The sequence below is a fragment of the Pseudomonas viciae genome (assembly GCF_004786035.1).
GTDB classification, from domain to species: domain Bacteria; phylum Pseudomonadota; class Gammaproteobacteria; order Pseudomonadales; family Pseudomonadaceae; genus Aquipseudomonas; species Aquipseudomonas viciae.
Window position 1 is genome coordinate 5,178,140 of the sequence record NZ_CP035088.1, and the last position, 18,068, is coordinate 5,196,207.

Sequence of the window (18,068 nt, forward strand, 5' to 3'; positions counted from 1 at the left end):
AAAAACTGTGGGAGCGAGCTTGCTCGCTCCCACATTTGTTTTGTGGGGACTTCAGATCAGGTTTTCGTCAGTCGCCGGCACGATCAGGATTCCCGCCCGCAAGCCATTCTTGACCTTGGGGTTCGGAAAAATGATCCGGGCACCCTCTTCTTCAATCACCCAGCGTGTCTGGGCGATGTCTTCGGCCAGCACATAGCCTTTGGCCAACTCCGAGAAGTTTTCAACGCTCGCCGGCAGATTCAGGCGGAAGCTGTCGCTGTGCTTGATGATTTCCCGCGCCACGCTGAACAGCTGCAGACCATCGAGCCCCTCATCCATTTCAGGTTCGCGGCCTTCGATGATCTGTTGCAGGCGGGTTTCCAGCAGGCTGACGTTGACGCCGTCGTTCTGCCCGAACGGCCGGGCCTTGCCCAGTTCCAGTGTGAAGGACTCGGCGCCGAGCTGGTCGTAGGTATAGGCACTGAACACAATGGACGGTTTGTTCTGCAGCAGCACCGCTTCCATGCCGGCGGCGCGCAGGCGTGCCAGTTCACGGCGTGAATGCTGGCGGCCTTCTTTCCACGGGTAGAGGGCGAACTGCTCGATCTTCGAACCGCGAATGGCAGTGTGCAGGTCGTAATGCAGGCGGCTGCGTTCTGGCCGGCTGAAGAAACTCGCGGCCAACCGTTCCAACTCACAGGCCCGCAGCGCCTCGACACCACCGCTCAGCTCATGGCGACCATTGAACAGCCGGTTGACGTCCTGTTCGACGAAACGCTCTCCGCGCCGAATGGCCTCGGGGTTGCCGAACAGAAACAGAATGCGTGCCCGAGGCTTCAAATCGCCTCGGGCAATGTCATGCAGCAAGCGGTCGAGCAATTCGATGGGCGCGGTTTCGTTACCGTGGATACCGGCCGACAACAGCAGGTCCAAGCCGTTATCCCGGGCTTCGGGCGGTTTGACCTCCAGCGCGCCCTCACTCAACCAGCGCATCCGTACGCCTTCGACAGTCAGTTGAGTCTTCTCCGCCGGTTCACGGCCAGCGAGGGTCAGTTCAAGCAGTTTGCCGAGGGCGAGCATAGCGCGGTTTCCTTAATGGTCGTGGCCGCAATCCGGGCCATGGACATGGTCATCGTCGCCGACGTCCGCCGGTTCCATTTCCAGTTGCAGGCTGACCAGATTGGTCGCCAATGGACGCAACAACAGGTTGGCGTATTCCTCATCCCCTTCTTCGACATCGACGCCAATCAACAGCTGGCCGCGGCCGTCCTGCTGGATCCACAACTCCTTGCCTTGCCACATCACCGCGACGCGGGTGCAGGAGGTTTCCAGTTGGGTGCCGTCGGTGTCTTCAAGGATCAGCTGCAGGGTATCGCTCATGTTTTAACGTTCTCGTCTGGGGATAAGGCAACGCGCCCTGCTTTGACTGTAGTCAGGTCGCGCGCGCTTTCAATTGATCTGGAAAGGATAAACCGCGCCAAGTTTAAGGATTTGTGTCAGTTCATCCAGTGCCGCACGGCACTCGAGCAACAACTGCGGGTCCGCCAGATCGTTTTCGGCCATGCGGTCGCGGTAGTGCCGCTCGACCCATTGGGTCAGCGAATCGTACAACGGCGCGGTCATGATAACCCCTGGGTTGACGGCCGCCAGCTCGGTTTCATTCAGGGCCACGCGCAACCTCAGGCACGCCGGGCCGCCACCGTTCTGCATGCTCTGCTTGAGGTCAAAGACCTTCACCTCGCGAATCACCCCGCCGGAGCCCGTCAGGCCTTGCAGGTATTGCCAGACGCGCTCGTTGCTGCGGCACTCTTCCGGGACGATCAACAGCATCGAGCCGTCGGGACGCGACAACAACTGGCTATTGAACAGGTAGGAACGCACGGCGTCATCGACCGTCACCGCCGAACGCGGTACACACACCGACTGAAATTTCCCACCGACTTTGGCGAGTTTGCTGCTCAGCTCGGCCAGCATCTTGTCGGTCTCGAGGAACGCATCCTCGTGATAGAACAGCACTTCGCCGTTGCCCACCGCGATCACGTCGTTGTGGAACACACCCTGGTCGATCACCGACGGGTTCTGTTGGGCGTACACCACGCCCTCTTCCCTCAACCCATGCAGACGGGCAACGGCCTGGGAGGCTTCCAGGGTCTGGCGCGCCGGGTATTTCTGCGGTGCGGGGTAACGGGTGTCGAAAGCACTGCGACCGAAGACGAAGAATTCGACACCGGCCTCGCCGTAGGCGCGGCAGAAACGGGTGTGGTTGGCCGCGCCTTCGTCGCCGAACTGTGCCACCGCCGGCAATGCGGCGTGATGGGCGAAGTGTTGCTGGTTGGCGAACATCGCCCCCAGCACGCGACTGGTGGTCGGGTGTTCGATACTGCGGTGGTATTTGCAGTTCAGGTTGGCGGCGGTGAAATGCACGCGACCGTCAGCGGTATCAGCACTCGGGCTGACGGTGGCGGCGTTGGCCACCCACATGCTGGAGGCCGAGCAACTGGCGACCAGCAGCGGCATCGCTTCTTTCGCGGCCTGCTGGATGACCTGGGCATCGCTGCCGGCAAAACCCAACCGACGCAAGGCCGCCACGTCCGGGCGCTCCTGTGGCGCCAGCACCCCTTGCTGGAAACCCATGTCCATCAGCGCTTTCATTTTCGCCAGGCCCTGCAACGCCGCTTCCTTGGGGTTGGAGGACTGCTGGCTGTTGCTCTGGGACGCGACGTTGCCGTACGAGAGCCCGCCGTAGTTATGGGTCGGCCCCACTAGACCGTCAAAGTTGACTTCATAGGATTTCATCAGCGAGGCTCCACGAGAATCTGTTTTTTTATAGGCATCAAGTAACGGTTCATCGAACACCGCGGCGCGGCTATCGCGGGCAAGCCTTGCCCCACAGGTTTTGCATAACGCCTGTGGGAGCAAGGCTTGCCCGCGATGGCGGTCTCAAGACATGCGCACGCCGGGGGTCAGGGCAGCCGGCATGGCAAGGCTCGGAGTTTCCAGGGAAGCCACCGGGTACGCGCAATAATCTGCCGCGTAATAGGCACTGGCGCGGTGGTTGCCCGAAGCGCCGACACCGCCGAACGGTGCGCTGCTGGCAGCCCCCGTCAGTTGTTTGTTCCAGTTGACGATACCGGCACGACTCTCCAGCCAGAACTGCTGGTAACGCGCTTCGGAGTCCGACAGCAAACCGGCGGCCAGGCCATATTGAGTATTGTTGGCCTCGGCGATCGCCGCTGGGAAATCCGTGTAGCGAATCACCTGCAGCAACGGCCCGAACAGCTCCTCGTCAGGACGCTCGGCCACCGCCGTCACGTCGAGGATACCCGGCGTCAGCAACGCCGCCTGGGCCTGGGGTTGGGTCATGGCCAACAGCGGCACGGCGCCCAGGCCCAACAAATGGTTCTGCGCGTCCATCAACGCCTTCGCCGCGGCCAGGGAAATCACCGAGCCCATGAAAGGCGCCGGTTGCTGGTCGAAGGCTCCCACCTCGAGGGTCGAGCTGACCGCCACCAGGCGCGCCAGCAAGGCATCGCCCCACGCACCTTCCGGCACCAGCAGGCGGCGCGCACAGGTGCAGCGCTGGCCGGCAGAAATGAACGCGGACTGGATAATGGTGTAGACCGCCGCATCGACGTCCGCTACCTCATCCACCACCAGCGGGTTGTTACCGCCCATTTCCAGCGCCAGGATCTTGTCCGGGCGTCCGGAGAATTGTTGATGCAAGAGATTGCCGGTGCGGCTGGAGCCAGTGAAAAACAGCCCGTCGATCCCCGGGTTCGCCGCCAGGGCGATACCGGTTTCCCGCGCGCCTTGCAGCAGGTTCAGCACGCCCGCTGGCAGGCCGGCCTCGACCCAGCACTTGACCGTCAGTTCGGCGACTTTCGGCGTCAGCTCGCTCGGCTTGAACAGCACGCTGTTGCCGGCCAGCAGGGCGGGCACGATGTGGCCGTTGGGCAAGTGGCCAGGGAAGTTGTAGGGGCCAAATACCGCCACCACGCCGTGAGGCTTGTGGCGCAGCACGGCGGTGGCGTCGCCCAGGGGGCCGCTCTTCTCGCCGGTCCGCTCACGGTAACTCTGTACCGAAATGGCGATTTTGTTGACCATGGTGGTGACTTCAGTGGCTGCTTCCCACAACGGTTTGCCGGTTTCTTCACCGATACACTGGGCCAGTTCTTCAGCATGGCTTTTCAGGGTCGCGGCAAAGGCCTCCAGTACCTGGATGCGCTCATCCAGCGTGCGCCGAGCCCAGTCCGGAAACGCCTGGCGCGCGGCCTGCACCGCCGACTCCACTTGCGCAGCCGTGGCGCCCTTGCCCGACCACAGCACCTGCTGCGTCACCGGGTTCAACGACTCAAAAACGTCGCCCTGGCCTTCCAGCCAACTTCCTGCGATGTACAGCGAATTCATTATTTCGACTCCCGAGCAGCAGACAACGCGACGGCACGCACCTGATCGCCGGCGTTGAGTTGAAGACGTTTGGCGGTCAGCGGATCGACCACCAGGGTGCCCGCAGCCAAGCGCGCCGGCGCGGCCGTGATACGGCAGTCCTCGCGCTTACGGTTATGAATGATGAATGGCGTGGCGTCATCACCCGGCGTGCCAATGGCCAGCACCAGCGCCTGGCTGTCGCGAATCGCGCGGATTTTGCCGGTTTCGCATTCCACCGCCGGGCCGGCGTCGAAGATGTCGACGTAACCCTGGTAGCTGAAACCTTCACTCTTGAGCATCGACAACGCAGGTTCGGTGTCAGGATGAACCTGGCCGATCACCGCACGGGCGTCCTCGGACAGGAAACAGGTGTACAACGGGAACTTGGGCATCAGCTCGGCGATGAACGCCTTGTTGCCCACGCCGGTCAGGTAATCGGCCTGGCTGAATTCCATCTTGAAGAAGTGCCGGCCCAGGCTTTCCCAGAACGGCGAACGACCGTTGTCGTCAGACATGCCGCGCATCTCGGCGATGATCTTGTTGCCGAACAACTGCGGGAATTCAGCAATGAACAACAGCCGCGCCTTGGCCAGCATCCGGCCATTGAGGCCGCTACGGAAGTCGGCGTGCAGGAACAGCGAACACAGCTCGGAATTGCCGGTCAGGTCGTTGGCCAAAAACAGCGTCGGGATTTCCCGGTAGATATTCAGTTCCTGGGAGGCGCTGACCGTCAGGCCGACCCGGAAGTTGTACCAAGGTTCACGCAGCCCCACGGCACCGGCGATGGCGGAAATGCCCACCACGCGACCGTCATCGTCTTCGAGCACGAACAGGTAGTCCGCGTCACCGCGCCCGGCTTCGCCGCGAAAGGTCTTCTCGGCCCAGCCGACCCGATGGGCCAGACGCTCTTCGTTGGCCGGCAAGGTGGTCAAGCCAGTGCCAGTGCTGCGGGCCAGGGCGATCAGAGCGGGTAAATCGCTGCTGCGTACGGGACGAACGATCATGCTATCTCCTCAAACGGGCCGCTTGCGCCACCCGCGAAACTCAGCTGTAAGGCGTTAAACCGCCACCAGGCGCACGCTGGCACCTTCACCAACGCCCAAGGCCTCGGCCGCTTCCATGTCCAATGTCACAGGTTTGCCCGGCGCGTAGTCGAGCTCGAGCAGCACGGCGCGGTAGTCCTGCAACTGGGCATTGGCCACCAGGTATTGGCGGCCGGCGCCCTTGACCGGTTCGCCGATCTTGACCGGCACCACGCGGCTCTGGGCAATCGAGCGGATTCCCGAGACACGCGCATGCAAGGTCGGGCCACCGTCAAAGATGTCGATGTAATGATCGGTCTCGAAGCCTTCGCGCATCAGGATGTCGAAGGTGATCTGCGCCCGCGGATGAACCTGGCCCATGGCCTCCTGGGCAGCGTCCGGCAACAGCGGCACGTAGATCGGGTAATGCGGCATCAGCTCGGCGAGGAAGGTGCGGCTTTTCAGCCCGCACAGACGCTCGGCGGCAGCGTAGTTGAGGTCGAAGAAATTACGGCCGATAGCGTCCCAGAACGGCGAGTCGCCATTCTCGTCGCTGTAGCCAACGATCTCGGTCACCACCGAATCGGCGAACCGCTCCGGATGGCTGGCGACGAACAACAGGCGCCCGCGAGAATTGAGTTCCGACCATGGCGAGCCGACCAACTCTGGAACCACATAGAAACTGGTCAGCAGGCTGTTACCGGTCAAGTCGTGGCACTGGGAGAGCACGTGGATCTTGTTGTGGATCTTCAGCTCACGGGAGGCGTGGACGAAGGTCTCGTTGCGAAAGCTGTAGAACGGCTCGGAATAACCGGCCGACGCGACGATGGCCGAGCAACCGGCCAGTTTGCCGGTGGCGGTGTCTTCAAGGACGAAGAAATAGCTTTCCTCGCCGTTGAAGCTGACTTCGGCGGCAAACGAGGCTTCGCTCGCGGCGATCTTGTCGCTCAGGCGTTCCACGTCATCCGGCAAGGAAGTGACACCGATCGGACTGTCCGCAGCCAGACGCTGTACCTCGCCCAGATCCGCCATTTGCGCGGGGCGCATCACCAGCATGGTGTCACTCCTTAACTTGAAATAAAGGGTTCGACCGTCAGGTCGATACACAGAAAAAAACTAAACGAACACGCTGGCCCGCATTGCATCTGCGGCGGTCTTCGATTTTTCAGCCGCTGCAAGACTCCTGTGGGAGCGAGCTTGCTCGCGATAGCGCAGTGTCAGCCAACATTCATTTCACTGAGACACCGCCATCGCGAGCAAGCTCGCTCCCACAGGGGGATTCAGCTCAGCCCTCAGCCCTCAGGCCTGAGTCAGCTTCGCCGCAGCCCGCTCGAAACGGTCCAGGCCGGCATCGATGTCAGCATCTTCCACCACCAGGCTCGGGGCGAAGCGAATCACGTCCGGACCGGCTTGCAGGATCATCAGGCCTTCCTGTTCGGCGGCGTTGAAAATGTCCTTGGCCTTGCCTTTCCAGGCGTCGTTCAGCACGCAGCCAATCAGCAGGCCCAAGCCACGCACCTGGGTGAACAGGCCGTACTTCTCGCCGATCTGTTCCAGACGCGCCTTGAACTTCTCGTGCTTGGCTTTGACACCGCCGAGCACTTCAGGGGTATTGACCACATCGATCACCGCTTCAGCCACCGCGCAGGCCAGCGGGTTGCCGCCGTAAGTGGTGCCGTGGGTGCCGACGACCAGGTGCTTGGCCAGCGCTTCGGTGGTGAGCATCGCCGCGATCGGGAAACCGCCGCCCAGGCTCTTGGCGCTGGTGAGGATGTCCGGGATCACGCCGTAGTGCATGTAGGCGAACAGGTGGCCGCTGCGGCCCATGCCGGTCTGCACTTCGTCGAACACCAGCAGCGCGTCGTGGGCATCGCACAGGTCGCGGGCACCTTGCAGGTAAGCCTGTTCAGCCGGCAGCACGCCGCCCTCACCCTGGATCGGCTCCAGCACCACGGCGCAGGTCTTGTCCGAGATAGCTGCTTTCAAAGCCGCCAGGTCGTTGTAAGGAACGTGGGTGATGCCGGTAATTTTAGGACCGAAACCGTCGGAGTACTTCGACTGCCCGCCGACGTTGACGGTGAACAGGGTGCGACCGTGGAAACTGTTGAGCGCGGCGATGATTTCGTATTTTTCGCTGCCGAAACGATCGAACGCGACACGACGGGCCAGCTTGAAGGCGGCCTCGTTGGCTTCAGCGCCGGAGTTGCAGAAAAACGCGCGCTCGGCAAAGGTGGCGTTGACCAGCTTATGGGCCAGGCGCAGGGCCGGCTCATTGGTGAAGACGTTGGACACGTGCCACAGCTTGTTGGCCTGCTCGGTCAGTGCGCCGACCAGCGCCGGGTGGGCATGGCCCAGTACGTTGACTGCGATACCGCCGGCGAAGTCGATCAACTCACGACCGGACTGGTCCCACACGCGGGAACCGGCGCCACGCACAGGAATGAAGGCAGCAGGTGCATAGTTGGGAACCATCACCTGGTCGAAATCGGCGCGTTGTACCGCGGCTTGCTCAACGGACATCGGAGTCTCCTGAAGAGGAACGCCCGCCTGAAACTGGCGAGCGATGAGAGGATTGTAAGGACAGTTTTCAGCCCGGCCTTGCCGCCAAGCGACAACTTCTTATAGCGCCAACCCACGTTTTTCGCGGGTTTACGGCAATGCGACAAATAGCGTCGCAAAGGCGCAGTTTAAACGTTGGCAGCGGATTTGAGGCGCCCGCCTCGAGATTTGATTCAGACGCTTCCCCCTTGCCAGGCACAACACTTGTGGCGAGGGGATTTATCTGTGGGAGCAAAGCTTGCTCGCGATGAACGATAACTCGGTTAGCCTGCACAAACGTGGCGCCTGCATCGCGGGCAAGCCTCGCTCCCACAGGCCCTGCTCCCACAGACCCACTCACCACAAGGCGGCTGTGCCAGCCTTAGCCCCGCTCGGACGGCACCGACGACAGTTCGAACGGGCTGCTGCTGCGCCGCTGGTTCCGATCTTCTCGCGGCGTGGCGCCGAAGAAGTTGCGGTAGGCGCTGGAGAAGTGTGGCCCCGAGGAGAAACCGCAAGAGAGGCCGATCTGGATGATGGATTTGCTGGTCTGCATCAGCATCTGCCGGGCCTTGTTCAGGCGCAGTTCCAGGTAGTACTGGCTCGGCACACGATTGAGGTACTGCTTGAAGATTCGCTCCAACTGCCGACGGGACACGCACACATGCTGGGCGATTTCGTCAGTGGTCAGCGGCTCTTCGATGTTGGCCTCCATCAACAGCACGGCCTGGGTGAGCTTCGGATGGCTGGAGCCAAGACGGTTCTGCAACGGGATACGCTGGCGCTCGCCACCCTCGCGGATGCGCTCGACCACCAGTTCTTCCGACACCGCACCGGCCAGTTCCGCGCCATGATCGCGAGCCAGCACCGCCAGCAACAGGTCAAGCACCGACATGCCGCCGCAAGCGCTCAGGCGATCACGGTCCCAGTCGAACAGATGGCTGGTGGCGATGACCTTGGGAAAGCGTTCGGAGAAGTCGTCCTGCCAGCGCCAATGCACGGCGGCACGGTAGCCGTCGAGCAAACCCAGTTGAGCCAAGGGATAGACCCCGGCGGACAAACCGCCAATCACACAACCGGCCCGCACCAGTTGCTTGAGGGCGCTACTCAGGGGTGAGGCCAGCGCGGTCGGCGGCTCATCGGCCAGCAGGAACAGCTTCTGGAAGCCTTCGAGCTTGCCGACCCAGGGTTCACCCGGCAATTGCCAGGCGCCCTCAGCGGGCGGTTCGGCCTGCAAGAACGACAGTTCGTAGACAACATCCGGATGCACCCGCTGAGCAACACGCAAGGCCTCCTCGGCCAGCGCCAGCGTCAAGGCTTTAGTGCTGGGCCAAATCAGGAAACCAATTCGATGGGCAGTCATGGCGGGCAATCCGAAGCGAAAACAGTGTTAAAGCCGAAAGCGGCTGCAACCAAATTAGACCATCTGGCGCGCGGCGCGCAGCATGACCCAAATCAGGTGCGTAACGGGAGCGATTACTTGAGGCTGCCCGAAAGAAATTGTTGCAGGCGCTCCGATTGCGGATTGACCAGCACTTCGCGTGGGTTGCCGCTTTCTTCGACGATGCCTTTGTGCAGGAACACCAGTTGGTTCGAGACTTCGCGGGCAAAGCCCATTTCGTGAGTCACCACCACCATGGTCCGGCCTTCCAGGGCCAGGGCCTGCATCACTTTGAGCACGTCACCCACCAGCTCCGGATCGAGGGCCGACGTCGGCTCATCGAACAGCATCACCTCAGGCTCCACCGCCAGCGCCCGGGCAATCGCCACGCGCTGTTGTTCGCCGCCGGACATGTGGCCCGGGTAAGCGTCCTTGCGATGCGCCACGCCGACCTTGTTCAGGTAATACTCGGCCTTTTCGCGAGCCTCGGCCTTGGCCACGCCCAGCACATGCACCGGCGCTTCCATGATGTTTTCCAGCGCGGTCATGTGGGACCACAGGTTGAAATGCTGGAACACCATCGACAATCGCGAACGCATGCGCTGCAGCTGCTTGGCGTCCGCAGCCTTCAAGGCGCCATCCTTGCCGGCCACCAGTTTCAGCTCTTCGTTGTTGAGCAGAATCTTGCCGGCATGGGGTTGCTCAAGCAGGTTGATGCAACGCAGGAAAGTACTTTTGCCCGAGCCACTGGAGCCGATGATGCTGATCACATCGCCGGCGGCGGCTTTCAGGGACACGCCCTTGAGCACTTCGTGACTGCCATAGCGTTTATGCAGGTCTTGGACTTCAAGCTTGTACATGCGGTCGGTTCTCACAAAACGTCAGTCGTTGAGCAGTCGATCGGATCGATGCGTTATCAGTGCTTGCGCGGGGCCAGGTAACCCAGCCAGCGGCGTTCGGCCAGTTTGAACAGGCGCACCAGGATGAAGGTCAGGCACAGGTAGAAAACGCCGGCCGTGATGTAAGCCTCGAACGGCAAGTAGTACTGCGCATTCACCGTGCGCGCGGCACCGGTGATGTCAATCAGGGTCACGATGGACGCCAGACTGGTGGTCTGCAGCATCATGATCACTTCGTTGCTGTATTGCGGCAGCGCCCGGCGCAGGGCCGACGGCAGCAGGATCCGGCGATACAGCTTGTAGCGCGACATGCCCATGGCCTTGGCCGCCTCGATCTCACCGTTAGGCGTGGCCCGCAGGCTGCCGGCGATGATTTCGGCGGTGTAGGCACTGGTGTTGATGGCAAAGGCCAGGCATGCACAAAAGGTCGCGCTGGACAGCCACGGCCAGAGGAAACTCTCGCGCACGGCTTCGAACTGCGCCAACCCGTAGTAGATCAAGAACAGCTGCACCAGCATCGGCGTGCCGCGAATCACGTAGGTGTAGAGCCACGCCGTCATGTTGACGACCGGCTGCTTGGACACCCGCATCAGCCCCAGAGGCAGCGCCGCCAGCAGACCGAAAAACAGCGACAGCGCCAGCAGCTTCAAGGTGGTCAGCAGGCCACTGAAGTACAGCGGCAGGGCTTCATAAATGACGTTGTAGTCGAAGATCATAGATCAGCCGCCCTTACGCCTACCGAGTAGCGCTTCTCAAGGTGACGCAATGCCAGCAACGAGACACTGGTGATCACCAGGTACATCGCCGCCACTGCCAGGAAGAAGGTGAAAGGCTCGCGAGTGGCATCCGCTGCCTGCTTGGCCTTGAACATCATGTCTTGCAGGCCCACCACCGAAATCAGCGCCGTAGCCTTGGTCAACACCAGCCAGTTGTTGGTGAAGCCCGGAATCGCCAGCCGGATCATCTGCGGCACCAGCACCCGGAAAAACACCTGGAACCCGTTCATGCCGTACGCCATGCCCGCCTCGGCCTGCCCCTTGGGGATCGCCATGAACGCACCGCGAAAGGTTTCCGACAGGTACGCACCGAAGATGAAACCCAGGGTGCCGATACCGGCCGCCAGCGGGTTCAGGTCGATGTAATCGTCATAACCGAGCATCGGTGCTACGCGGTTGAGCAGGTCCTGGCCGCCGTAGAAAATCAGCAGGATCAGCACCAGATCGGGAATGCCGCGAATGACCGTGGAATACAGGTCACCCAACCACGCCAACCAACGCACCGGCGAGAGGCGCAACGCGACCCCGATCAGCCCCAGGACAATGGCCAGGACCATGGACGACAAGGCGAGCTGAAGCGTCAACCATGCGCCATCGAGGATGACAGCCCCGTAGCCTTTCAACATGATTCAGGTCCTCGAAAGTGGGATGAAAAAATGGCGCAAACCGCAGAGATCCTGTTGCTTGCGCCATTTCGCACGAGTGGCGGGACGTCGTTACTTGCCGTAGATGTCGAAGGCGAAGTACTTGTCCTGGATTTGCTTGTATTTGCCGTTCTCGCGAATAGCGGCAATCGCGCTGCTGATCTTGTCTTTCAGCGCATCACCCTTGCGAACCGCGATACCAATACCGTCGCCGAAGTATTTCTCATCGGTGAAGGCCGGGCCGACGAACGCAAAGCCTTTGCCGGCGTCGGTTTTCAGGAAACCGTCATCCAACAGCGTAGCGTCTGCCACGGTACCGTCGAGACGGCCGGCGGCTACATCCAGGTAGATCTCGTTCTGCGAACCGTACGGTTTGATCTCGGCACCCAGCGGGGCCAGGACTTCACGGGCGAAACGCTCGTGGATCGAACCGCGCTGCACGCCGATGTTCTTGCCCTTGAGCTCGGCCAGGCCGTCGCTGACCTGGGTACCGGCCTTCATCACCAGACGCGCCGGGGTGTTGTAGTACTTGTTGGTGAAATCAACGGATTTCTTGCGATCTTCAGTGATCGACATGGACGACAGAATCGCGTCGATCTTGCGGACCTTGAGCGCCGGGATCAGGCCGTCGAATTCCTGCTCGACCCACACACACTTGACCTTCATCTCTTCACACAGCGCATTGCCGATGTCGTAGTCGAAACCGACGATGCTGCCATCCGGGGCTTTCGAGGCAAACGGAGGGTACGCCGCTTCGATACCGATCTTCAGAGGCTTCTCATCGGCGAATGTCGGCAGGGACAGCACGGACAGTGCCAGGGCGCCAAGCAGCACAAGTTTCTTCATCTTGGAACTCCATCGGTAAAGGGCGAAAACGGCAGAGTGAGCAACAGCCCAATATGCGAATGGGTGGAACGAACTTTGGTGCTGCGTCCTAGGAAGCCCACGTTTTATTCAACGTGAGCCACGACGAGCGAGTGATCGGCATTCTAACGACAGGTCCGAAGCCGATATTTCTTCAATGCGACAACAAATTACAGAAGCACCGAGAAAGCTGTTCAAGCACATTGACAGCCCCGCAAATTCATGCAAGAGCAAAAGAAGGGAAACCGATCTATGCTGCAAATAGCGGGCCCATTATTCGCAAACCCTTCTAATCCGGCAAGCACAGCGTGTCGGCTTATTTTATGAGGGGTAGGCAAAGGCCCTGAAACGGGGCTTTGCGTTTCCCGCCGCCCCGTTGTGGCGCCTTTGGTTACACATTTCGAAACACGGGTAACGTTCGGAAGCGTCCTGCTTTGAAGGTCGATATTTATTCGCCGACTGCTCCAGGCGCGCTGAGTTGTGGGAGCAAAGCTTGCTCGCGATGCAAGCGCCTCGGTTTCTGAAGGACCGCATCGCCTGCATCGCGGGCAAGCCTTGTTCCCACAAATCGGGGATAAATCCCCTCTCCACAAGGATCCACGCCGGACGCATAAAAAAGCCCCACCCGGCAAATACCGGGCAGGGCTTTTCGGTGTTACACGCTACCGTCAGGCGACGTTCATGGTCTTGTGCGTCTCGATCAGATGCGCCACCACACCCGGGTCGGCCAGGGTGGAGATATCACCCAACCCATCGTATTCCGCCGTGGCGATCTTGCGCAGGATGCGGCGCATGATCTTGCCGGAACGGGTTTTCGGCAGGCCCGGGGCCCACTGGATAACATCCGGCGAGGCAATCGGACCGATCTCCTTGCGCACCCAGTTCTTCAGCTCCAGGCGCAGGGCTTCGCTGGTTTCCTCGCCAGCATTCAAGGTGACGTAGACATAGATGCCCTGCCCCTTGATGTCGTGCGGCACACCGACCACCGCCGCTTCGGCGACTTTCGGGTGGGCGACCATGGCGCTTTCGATCTCGGCCGTGCCCATGCGGTGGCCGGACACGTTGAGCACGTCATCCACTCGACCAGTGATCCAGTAGTAACCGTCTTCGTCACGACGCGCACCGTCACCGGTGAAATACATGCCGCTGAAAGTCTTGAAATAGGTGTCGACAAACCGATCGTGGTCGCCGTACAGCGTCCGCGCCTGGCCTGGCCACGAATCGAGGATCACCAGGTTGCCTTCGGCAGCGCCTTCCACCAGGTTACCGAGGTTGTCCACCAGCGCCGGCACCACACCAAAGAACGGACGCGTGGCCGAACCCGGTTTCAACGCCGTAGCACCTGGCAACGGGCTGATCAGCACGCCACCGGTTTCGGTCTGCCACCAGGTGTCGACGATCGGGCAACGCTCCTTGCCAACATTCTTGTAGTACCAGCCCCAGGCTTCCGGGTTGATCGGCTCGCCCACCGAACCCAACAGGCGCAGGCTGCTGCCATCAGCGCCTTCGACGGCGGCGGTACCCGAAGCCATCATCGCGCGGATGGCGGTCGGCGCGGTGTAGAGGATGTTGACCTTGTGCTTGTCGATGACCTTGGCCACCCGGGTAATGTCCGGATAGTTCGGCACGCCTTCGAACAGCAGCGTGGTCGCGCCATTGGCCAGCGGGCCGTAGACGATATAGCTATGGCCGGTGACCCAACCCACGTCAGCGGTGCACCAGTAGACTTCGCCAGGCTTGTAGTCGAACACCCGCTCATGGGTCAGCGCCGCGTACAGCAAGTAGCCGGCCGTGGTGTGCTGCACGCCCTTGGGCTTGCCGGTGGAACCGGAGGTGTAGAGGATGAACAGCGCTTCCTCGGCACCCATTTCCTTCGGCGCGCAAACGGTGCCGGCCACTTTCATCAGGTCTTCGTACCAGATGTCACGGTGCTGGTTCCACTTGATGCCGCCACCGGTGCGCTTGCACACGATGACCTTCTGGATGCTGCTGGTTTCCGGGTTGGTCAACGCGTCATCGACGTTGGCCTTGAGCGGGATCTTCTTGCCGGCGCGAACGCCTTCGTCGGCGGTGATCACCACTTTGGATTTGCAATCGATGATCCGACCGGCCAGTGCTTCAGGCGAGAAACCGCCGAACACCACCGAGTGAATCGCGCCGATCCGGGCACAGGCCAGCATGGCGACCACGGCCTCGGGGATCATCGGCATGTAGATCGTCACCACGTCGCCGCGATGCACGTCCTGGCCGCGCAGGGCATTGGCGAACTTGCAGACTTCTTCATGCAGCTCGCGGTAGGTGATATTGCGGCTCTCGGCAGGGTCATCGCCCTCCCAGATGATCGCAATCTGATCACCGCGCTCGGCCAGGTGACGGTCGAGGCAATTGTAGGAAACGTTCAAGGTGCCATCGGCAAACCACTTGATATCGACATGGTGATCATCGAAGGATGTCTGCTTCACCGTGGTGAAAGGCTTGATCCAGTCGAGACGCTTGGCCTGCTCGCGCCAGAAGCCATCCGGGTTGACCACCGACTGCTGATACATGGCCTTATAGGTCGCCTCGTCAGTCAACGTGTTAGCCGCAACCTCGGGACGAACGGGATACAGAGAAGCCGCACTCATGTTTCTTACCTCGGTGACATAGTTGTTTTTGTATGGTCCCGTTGTAGCCCGGGGCGGGCCTATAGAACCATTCGACGATGGTAGTAACAAGTCCCTACAAAATGTCGGTACTAACGTGCAAGGCCCTGCCCGCAGGCTTTTCCCTGTGTGAGAGTGGGCTTGCTCGTGAGGGAGGTGGGTCAGTCAATATCAATGTTCGATGCACGCCGTCTTCGCGAGCAAGCCCGCTCCCACAGTTGAATTTCAGTAAACGCCTATTTTGTGTCCAACACAGCCCCCCCTGTGGGAGCGGGCTTGCTCGCGAAGACGGCAGTAAATCCAGCATAGATGTAACAGACAGCCAACGGTCCCTAGGACGATTATTACCAGATCAACCAACAGTGTTTATCAAAACCCGGTCTTTTTGCGATTAACCCCACCCCCTAAAATCCACCTCGCCAACCGGCAAACACGATTAACGCAACACAGCCCCCACGAAGGCCGTTAATCCAACCTCCAAAACCAAGCTCCACACGCAACCCCAGAAAGGTTGCGTGACCCCACTCGACCTCAAGAAAGGTGAATCAGATGAAAGCTTTATGGGTTCCAGTCCTCGTCGGCCTTTGCGCCAGCGCGATGGCAGACGAAGCCCCGGCCGATGTCGCCCAGCAAAAACCCGCCATTGAGGAGTACACCTACTCCACCCACCTGGACATCGCCAAAGTCATCTCCATGAGCGAGATCCCCAATGTCTGCGAAGTGGTCCCGGCGAAGATGGAATACGACGACTCCAAGGGCCAACGCCACATCCTGCGCTACAGCGTCATGGGCAACGGCTGCTCCAACGGCTGATCGACCTTTAACCCCATCGGGAGCAACCACCATGAAAACCCCACTGATCCTCGCCCTGACCCTGTCCGTGCTGGCCGCCAATACCTTCGCCGCCGACGGTTTCGATCGCACCGGTTCCGCGGTCGCTGAAGACGGCTACGACCGCACCGGTTCTGCCACCGTCGCGCAAGACGGCTACGACCGTACCGGCTCCGCTACCGTCGCGGAAGATGGCTACGATCAAACCGGTTCGGCCCGCATCGGCTGATCATTACTGGCATTTTCCACGGCCCGGTTTCGATCGGGCCTGGTTGTGTCTGGAACCGCTTAAAACCCTCCACAAACACAACATGTAGTGCAAAACCGCAAAAAACGCTGGTTTTTTGATCAAAAAAAACCGCCATGCGATCCATGCAAAAAAAATCTTCAGCGGCCAAAGCCTTGTAAACCCTCGCTCCCACGCGGATATGCCACCCGCCAGCCCCTGCGTGGGCTATTTCGCCGCACCACGTAGGCAAAAAAGTCCTTATAATGCCGCCTTAAACGGGCCTGCAATATTCCCTTACAGGGAATCACGCCAGCCTGAAGCCACGCAGGGGCCAATCACCGCCCAGCGTTCACAGCCGCTTCAGCATGACCCGTACATTTTTCTGTTTGTTGCCTGCGTCAGCTGCAAGAAACGATTTTTCCAAGATCCACCGTGGCCAGTAGGGCCCTCATCGGGCATCTGGCCCTCACGCAGGAGACGACACGTCATGCTGAGCTGGGACGAATTCGACAAAGAAGACGGCGAAGTCGCTGTAAAAGGCGCCAACGCCGGCCACGCTTCTGAAGCCAACATGGACCGCCTCGACAGCGCCGGCGGTGCCGCCGCCCTCGAAGCCCGGGCCGTGACGGCCAGCGACTCGGCCGCGATCATTCGCGCCAAGGCCGCCCTCGACAAACTCGACGTCGCCGAAGGCCTCGCCGAACTCGAAGGCGCCTCCGCCCGTGTCGCCGTCGATGAAAAGCGCATGATCAACTGCCGCGCCGACCTCAACCAGCTCGTGCCGTTCAAATACGACTGGGCCTGGCAGAAGTACCTGGACGGCTGCGCAAACCACTGGATGCCGCAAGAAGTCAACATGACCGCCGACATCGCCCTCTGGAAAGACCCGGAAGGCCTGACCGACGACGAGCGCCGCATCGTGATGCGCAACCTGGGCTTCTTCTCCACCGCCGACTCCCTGGTTGCCAACAACCTGGTCCTGGCCGTGTACCGCCTGATCACCAACCCGGAATGCCGCCAGTACATCCTGCGCCAGGCCTTCGAAGAGGCGATCCACACCCACGCCTACCAGTACTGCATCGAATCGCTGGCCATGGATGAAGGCGAGATCTTCAACATGTACCACGAGATCCCATCGGTCGCGAAAAAAGCCGCCTGGGGCCTGAAATACACCCGTTCGATCTCCGATCCGAAGTTCGAAACCGGCACCCCGGAAACCGATAAAGAGTTGCTGCGCAACCTGATCGCCTACTACTGCGTTCTGGAAGGCATCTTCTTCTACTGCGGCTTCACCCAGATCCTCTCCATGGGCCGCCGCAACAAAATGACCGGCGTCGCCGAGCAGTTCCAATACATCCTGCGCGACGAATCCATGCACCTGAACTTCGGCATCGACGTGATCAACCAGATCAAAATCGAAAACCCGCACTTGTGGGATGCCGAGATGAAGGAAGAAGCGACCCAGATGATCCTGCAAGGGACTCAGCTGGAAATCGAATATGCACGCGACACCATGCCTCGCGGCGTGCTGGGCATGAACGCGGCGATGATGGAAGACTATCTGAAGTTCATCGCTAACCGTCGCCTGTCGCAGATTGGTCTGAAGGAAGAGTACCCAGGGACGACTAACCCGTTCCCTTGGATGAGCGAGATCATGGACTTGAAGAAAGAGAAGAACTTCTTTGAGACTCGGGTGATTGAGTATCAGACGGGTGGGGCGCTTAGCTGGGATTGATTCGAAAGAAAAATCCTAGGCTGCACGCGTAACTAAGAACCCCGTGAAAACGGGGTTTTTTGTATTCTACGGAACCAAAACCGCGTTTAACTTCAGGACA

At 60.4% G+C, this 18,068-nt stretch carries 16 protein-coding genes; 3 read left to right on the top strand and 13 right to left on the bottom strand.

The window, feature by feature from the left end; all coding sequences use genetic code 11:
• Positions 1 to 51: 51 nt before the first annotated feature.
• The 13 genes from astE to acs all read right to left on the bottom strand — a co-directional run bounded on the left by astE (position 52) and on the right by acs (position 15,155).
• On the bottom strand, positions 52 to 1,059 hold the full coding sequence (gene astE / locus EPZ47_RS22840) for a succinylglutamate desuccinylase (protein ID WP_135846802.1): 1,008 nt from the start codon (positions 1,057 to 1,059) through the stop codon (positions 52 to 54).
• Between the two features lie 12 nt (positions 1,060 to 1,071).
• Positions 1,072 to 1,359, bottom strand: coding sequence for a hypothetical protein (locus EPZ47_RS22845; protein ID WP_003178862.1), 288 nt, complete (start codon positions 1,357 to 1,359; stop codon positions 1,072 to 1,074).
• Between the two features lie 69 nt (positions 1,360 to 1,428).
• On the bottom strand, positions 1,429 to 2,775 hold the full coding sequence (astB, locus tag EPZ47_RS22850) for an N-succinylarginine dihydrolase (RefSeq protein WP_135846803.1): 1,347 nt from the start codon (positions 2,773 to 2,775) through the stop codon (positions 1,429 to 1,431).
• A 144-nt stretch (positions 2,776 to 2,919) separates the two neighbouring features.
• Positions 2,920 to 4,389, bottom strand: a complete 1,470-nt coding sequence (astD, locus tag EPZ47_RS22855; RefSeq protein ID WP_178084329.1) for a succinylglutamate-semialdehyde dehydrogenase — start codon at positions 4,387 to 4,389, stop codon at positions 2,920 to 2,922.
• Positions 4,386 to 5,411, bottom strand: coding sequence for an arginine N-succinyltransferase (astA, locus tag EPZ47_RS22860; RefSeq protein WP_135846805.1), 1,026 nt, complete (start codon positions 5,409 to 5,411; stop codon positions 4,386 to 4,388). Before astA ends, astD begins: the two co-directional genes overlap by 4 nt.
• A gap of 54 nt (positions 5,412 to 5,465) precedes the next feature.
• Entirely contained in the window at positions 5,466 to 6,485 is a 1,020-nt protein-coding gene (gene aruF / locus EPZ47_RS22865; protein ID WP_003178851.1) for an arginine/ornithine succinyltransferase subunit alpha, read from the bottom strand.
• Positions 6,486 to 6,728: 243 nt separating this feature from the next.
• Positions 6,729 to 7,949: an aspartate aminotransferase family protein gene (locus EPZ47_RS22870; protein ID WP_135846806.1), complete on the bottom strand. Its 1,221-nt coding sequence runs from the start codon at positions 7,947 to 7,949 to the stop codon at positions 6,729 to 6,731.
• 400 nt (positions 7,950 to 8,349) lie between these two features.
• Positions 8,350 to 9,330, bottom strand: a complete 981-nt coding sequence (argR, locus tag EPZ47_RS22875) for a transcriptional regulator ArgR (RefSeq protein WP_135846807.1) — start codon at positions 9,328 to 9,330, stop codon at positions 8,350 to 8,352.
• Positions 9,331 to 9,443: 113 nt separating this feature from the next.
• The gene (locus EPZ47_RS22880; RefSeq protein WP_135846808.1) at positions 9,444 to 10,208 is read right to left on the bottom strand and encodes an ABC transporter ATP-binding protein; all 765 of its coding nucleotides are present in this window, start codon (positions 10,206 to 10,208) and stop codon (positions 9,444 to 9,446) included.
• A 56-nt stretch (positions 10,209 to 10,264) separates the two neighbouring features.
• Positions 10,265 to 10,963: an ABC transporter permease gene (locus tag EPZ47_RS22885; RefSeq protein WP_135846809.1), complete on the bottom strand. Its 699-nt coding sequence runs from the start codon at positions 10,961 to 10,963 to the stop codon at positions 10,265 to 10,267.
• On the bottom strand, positions 10,960 to 11,649 hold the full coding sequence (locus EPZ47_RS22890; RefSeq protein WP_135846810.1) for an ABC transporter permease: 690 nt from the start codon (positions 11,647 to 11,649) through the stop codon (positions 10,960 to 10,962). Before EPZ47_RS22890 ends, EPZ47_RS22885 begins: the two co-directional genes overlap by 4 nt.
• A 90-nt stretch (positions 11,650 to 11,739) precedes the next feature.
• Positions 11,740 to 12,513, bottom strand: coding sequence for an ABC transporter substrate-binding protein (locus EPZ47_RS22895; protein WP_135846811.1), 774 nt, complete (start codon positions 12,511 to 12,513; stop codon positions 11,740 to 11,742).
• Positions 12,514 to 13,199: 686 nt separating this feature from the next.
• Positions 13,200 to 15,155 carry an acetate--CoA ligase gene (gene acs / locus EPZ47_RS22900; protein ID WP_135846812.1) on the bottom strand — a complete coding sequence of 652 codons (1,956 nt, stop codon included), beginning with the start codon at positions 15,153 to 15,155 and terminating at the stop codon, positions 13,200 to 13,202.
• A gap of 567 nt (positions 15,156 to 15,722) precedes the next feature.
• Here acs and EPZ47_RS22905 point away from each other — a divergent pair.
• From EPZ47_RS22905 to EPZ47_RS22915, 3 genes are all read left to right on the top strand, one after another.
• On the top strand, positions 15,723 to 15,986 hold the full coding sequence (locus EPZ47_RS22905; protein WP_135846813.1) for a DUF2790 domain-containing protein: 264 nt from the start codon (positions 15,723 to 15,725) through the stop codon (positions 15,984 to 15,986).
• 31 nt (positions 15,987 to 16,017) lie between these two features.
• Positions 16,018 to 16,233, top strand: a complete 216-nt coding sequence (locus EPZ47_RS22910; RefSeq protein ID WP_135846814.1) for a hypothetical protein — start codon at positions 16,018 to 16,020, stop codon at positions 16,231 to 16,233.
• 487 nt (positions 16,234 to 16,720) lie between these two features.
• Entirely contained in the window at positions 16,721 to 17,968 is a 1,248-nt protein-coding gene (locus tag EPZ47_RS22915) for a ribonucleotide-diphosphate reductase subunit beta (RefSeq protein WP_135846815.1), read from the top strand.
• Positions 17,969 to 18,068: the final 100 nt, after the last annotated feature.

What these genes read in the sequence shown, in the direction of transcription:
- EPZ47_RS22910 (WP_135846814.1), top strand. Translation starts at nt 16,018, where the DNA reads ATGAAAACCCCACTGATCCTCGCCCTGACCCTGTCCGTGCTGGCCGCC.
- argR (WP_135846807.1), bottom strand. Translation starts at nt 9,330, where the DNA reads ATGACTGCCCATCGAATTGGTTTCCTGATTTGGCCCAGCACTAAAGCC.
- EPZ47_RS22915 (WP_135846815.1), top strand. Translation starts at nt 16,721, where the DNA reads ATGCTGAGCTGGGACGAATTCGACAAAGAAGACGGCGAAGTCGCTGTA.
- EPZ47_RS22905 (WP_135846813.1), top strand. Translation starts at nt 15,723, where the DNA reads ATGAAAGCTTTATGGGTTCCAGTCCTCGTCGGCCTTTGCGCCAGCGCG.
- EPZ47_RS22870 (WP_135846806.1), bottom strand. Translation starts at nt 7,949, where the DNA reads ATGTCCGTTGAGCAAGCCGCGGTACAACGCGCCGATTTCGACCAGGTG.
- EPZ47_RS22885 (WP_135846809.1), bottom strand. Translation starts at nt 10,963, where the DNA reads ATGATCTTCGACTACAACGTCATTTATGAAGCCCTGCCGCTGTACTTC.
- EPZ47_RS22880 (WP_135846808.1), bottom strand. Translation starts at nt 10,208, where the DNA reads ATGTACAAGCTTGAAGTCCAAGACCTGCATAAACGCTATGGCAGTCAC.
- EPZ47_RS22890 (WP_135846810.1), bottom strand. Translation starts at nt 11,649, where the DNA reads ATGTTGAAAGGCTACGGGGCTGTCATCCTCGATGGCGCATGGTTGACG.
- acs (WP_135846812.1), bottom strand. Translation starts at nt 15,155, where the DNA reads ATGAGTGCGGCTTCTCTGTATCCCGTTCGTCCCGAGGTTGCGGCTAAC.
- astB (WP_135846803.1), bottom strand. Translation starts at nt 2,775, where the DNA reads ATGAAATCCTATGAAGTCAACTTTGACGGTCTAGTGGGGCCGACCCAT.
- EPZ47_RS22845 (WP_003178862.1), bottom strand. Translation starts at nt 1,359, where the DNA reads ATGAGCGATACCCTGCAGCTGATCCTTGAAGACACCGACGGCACCCAA.
- aruF (WP_003178851.1), bottom strand. Translation starts at nt 6,485, where the DNA reads ATGCTGGTGATGCGCCCCGCGCAAATGGCGGATCTGGGCGAGGTACAG.
- astA (WP_135846805.1), bottom strand. Translation starts at nt 5,411, where the DNA reads ATGATCGTTCGTCCCGTACGCAGCAGCGATTTACCCGCTCTGATCGCC.
- astE (WP_135846802.1), bottom strand. Translation starts at nt 1,059, where the DNA reads ATGCTCGCCCTCGGCAAACTGCTTGAACTGACCCTCGCTGGCCGTGAA.
- EPZ47_RS22895 (WP_135846811.1), bottom strand. Translation starts at nt 12,513, where the DNA reads ATGAAGAAACTTGTGCTGCTTGGCGCCCTGGCACTGTCCGTGCTGTCC.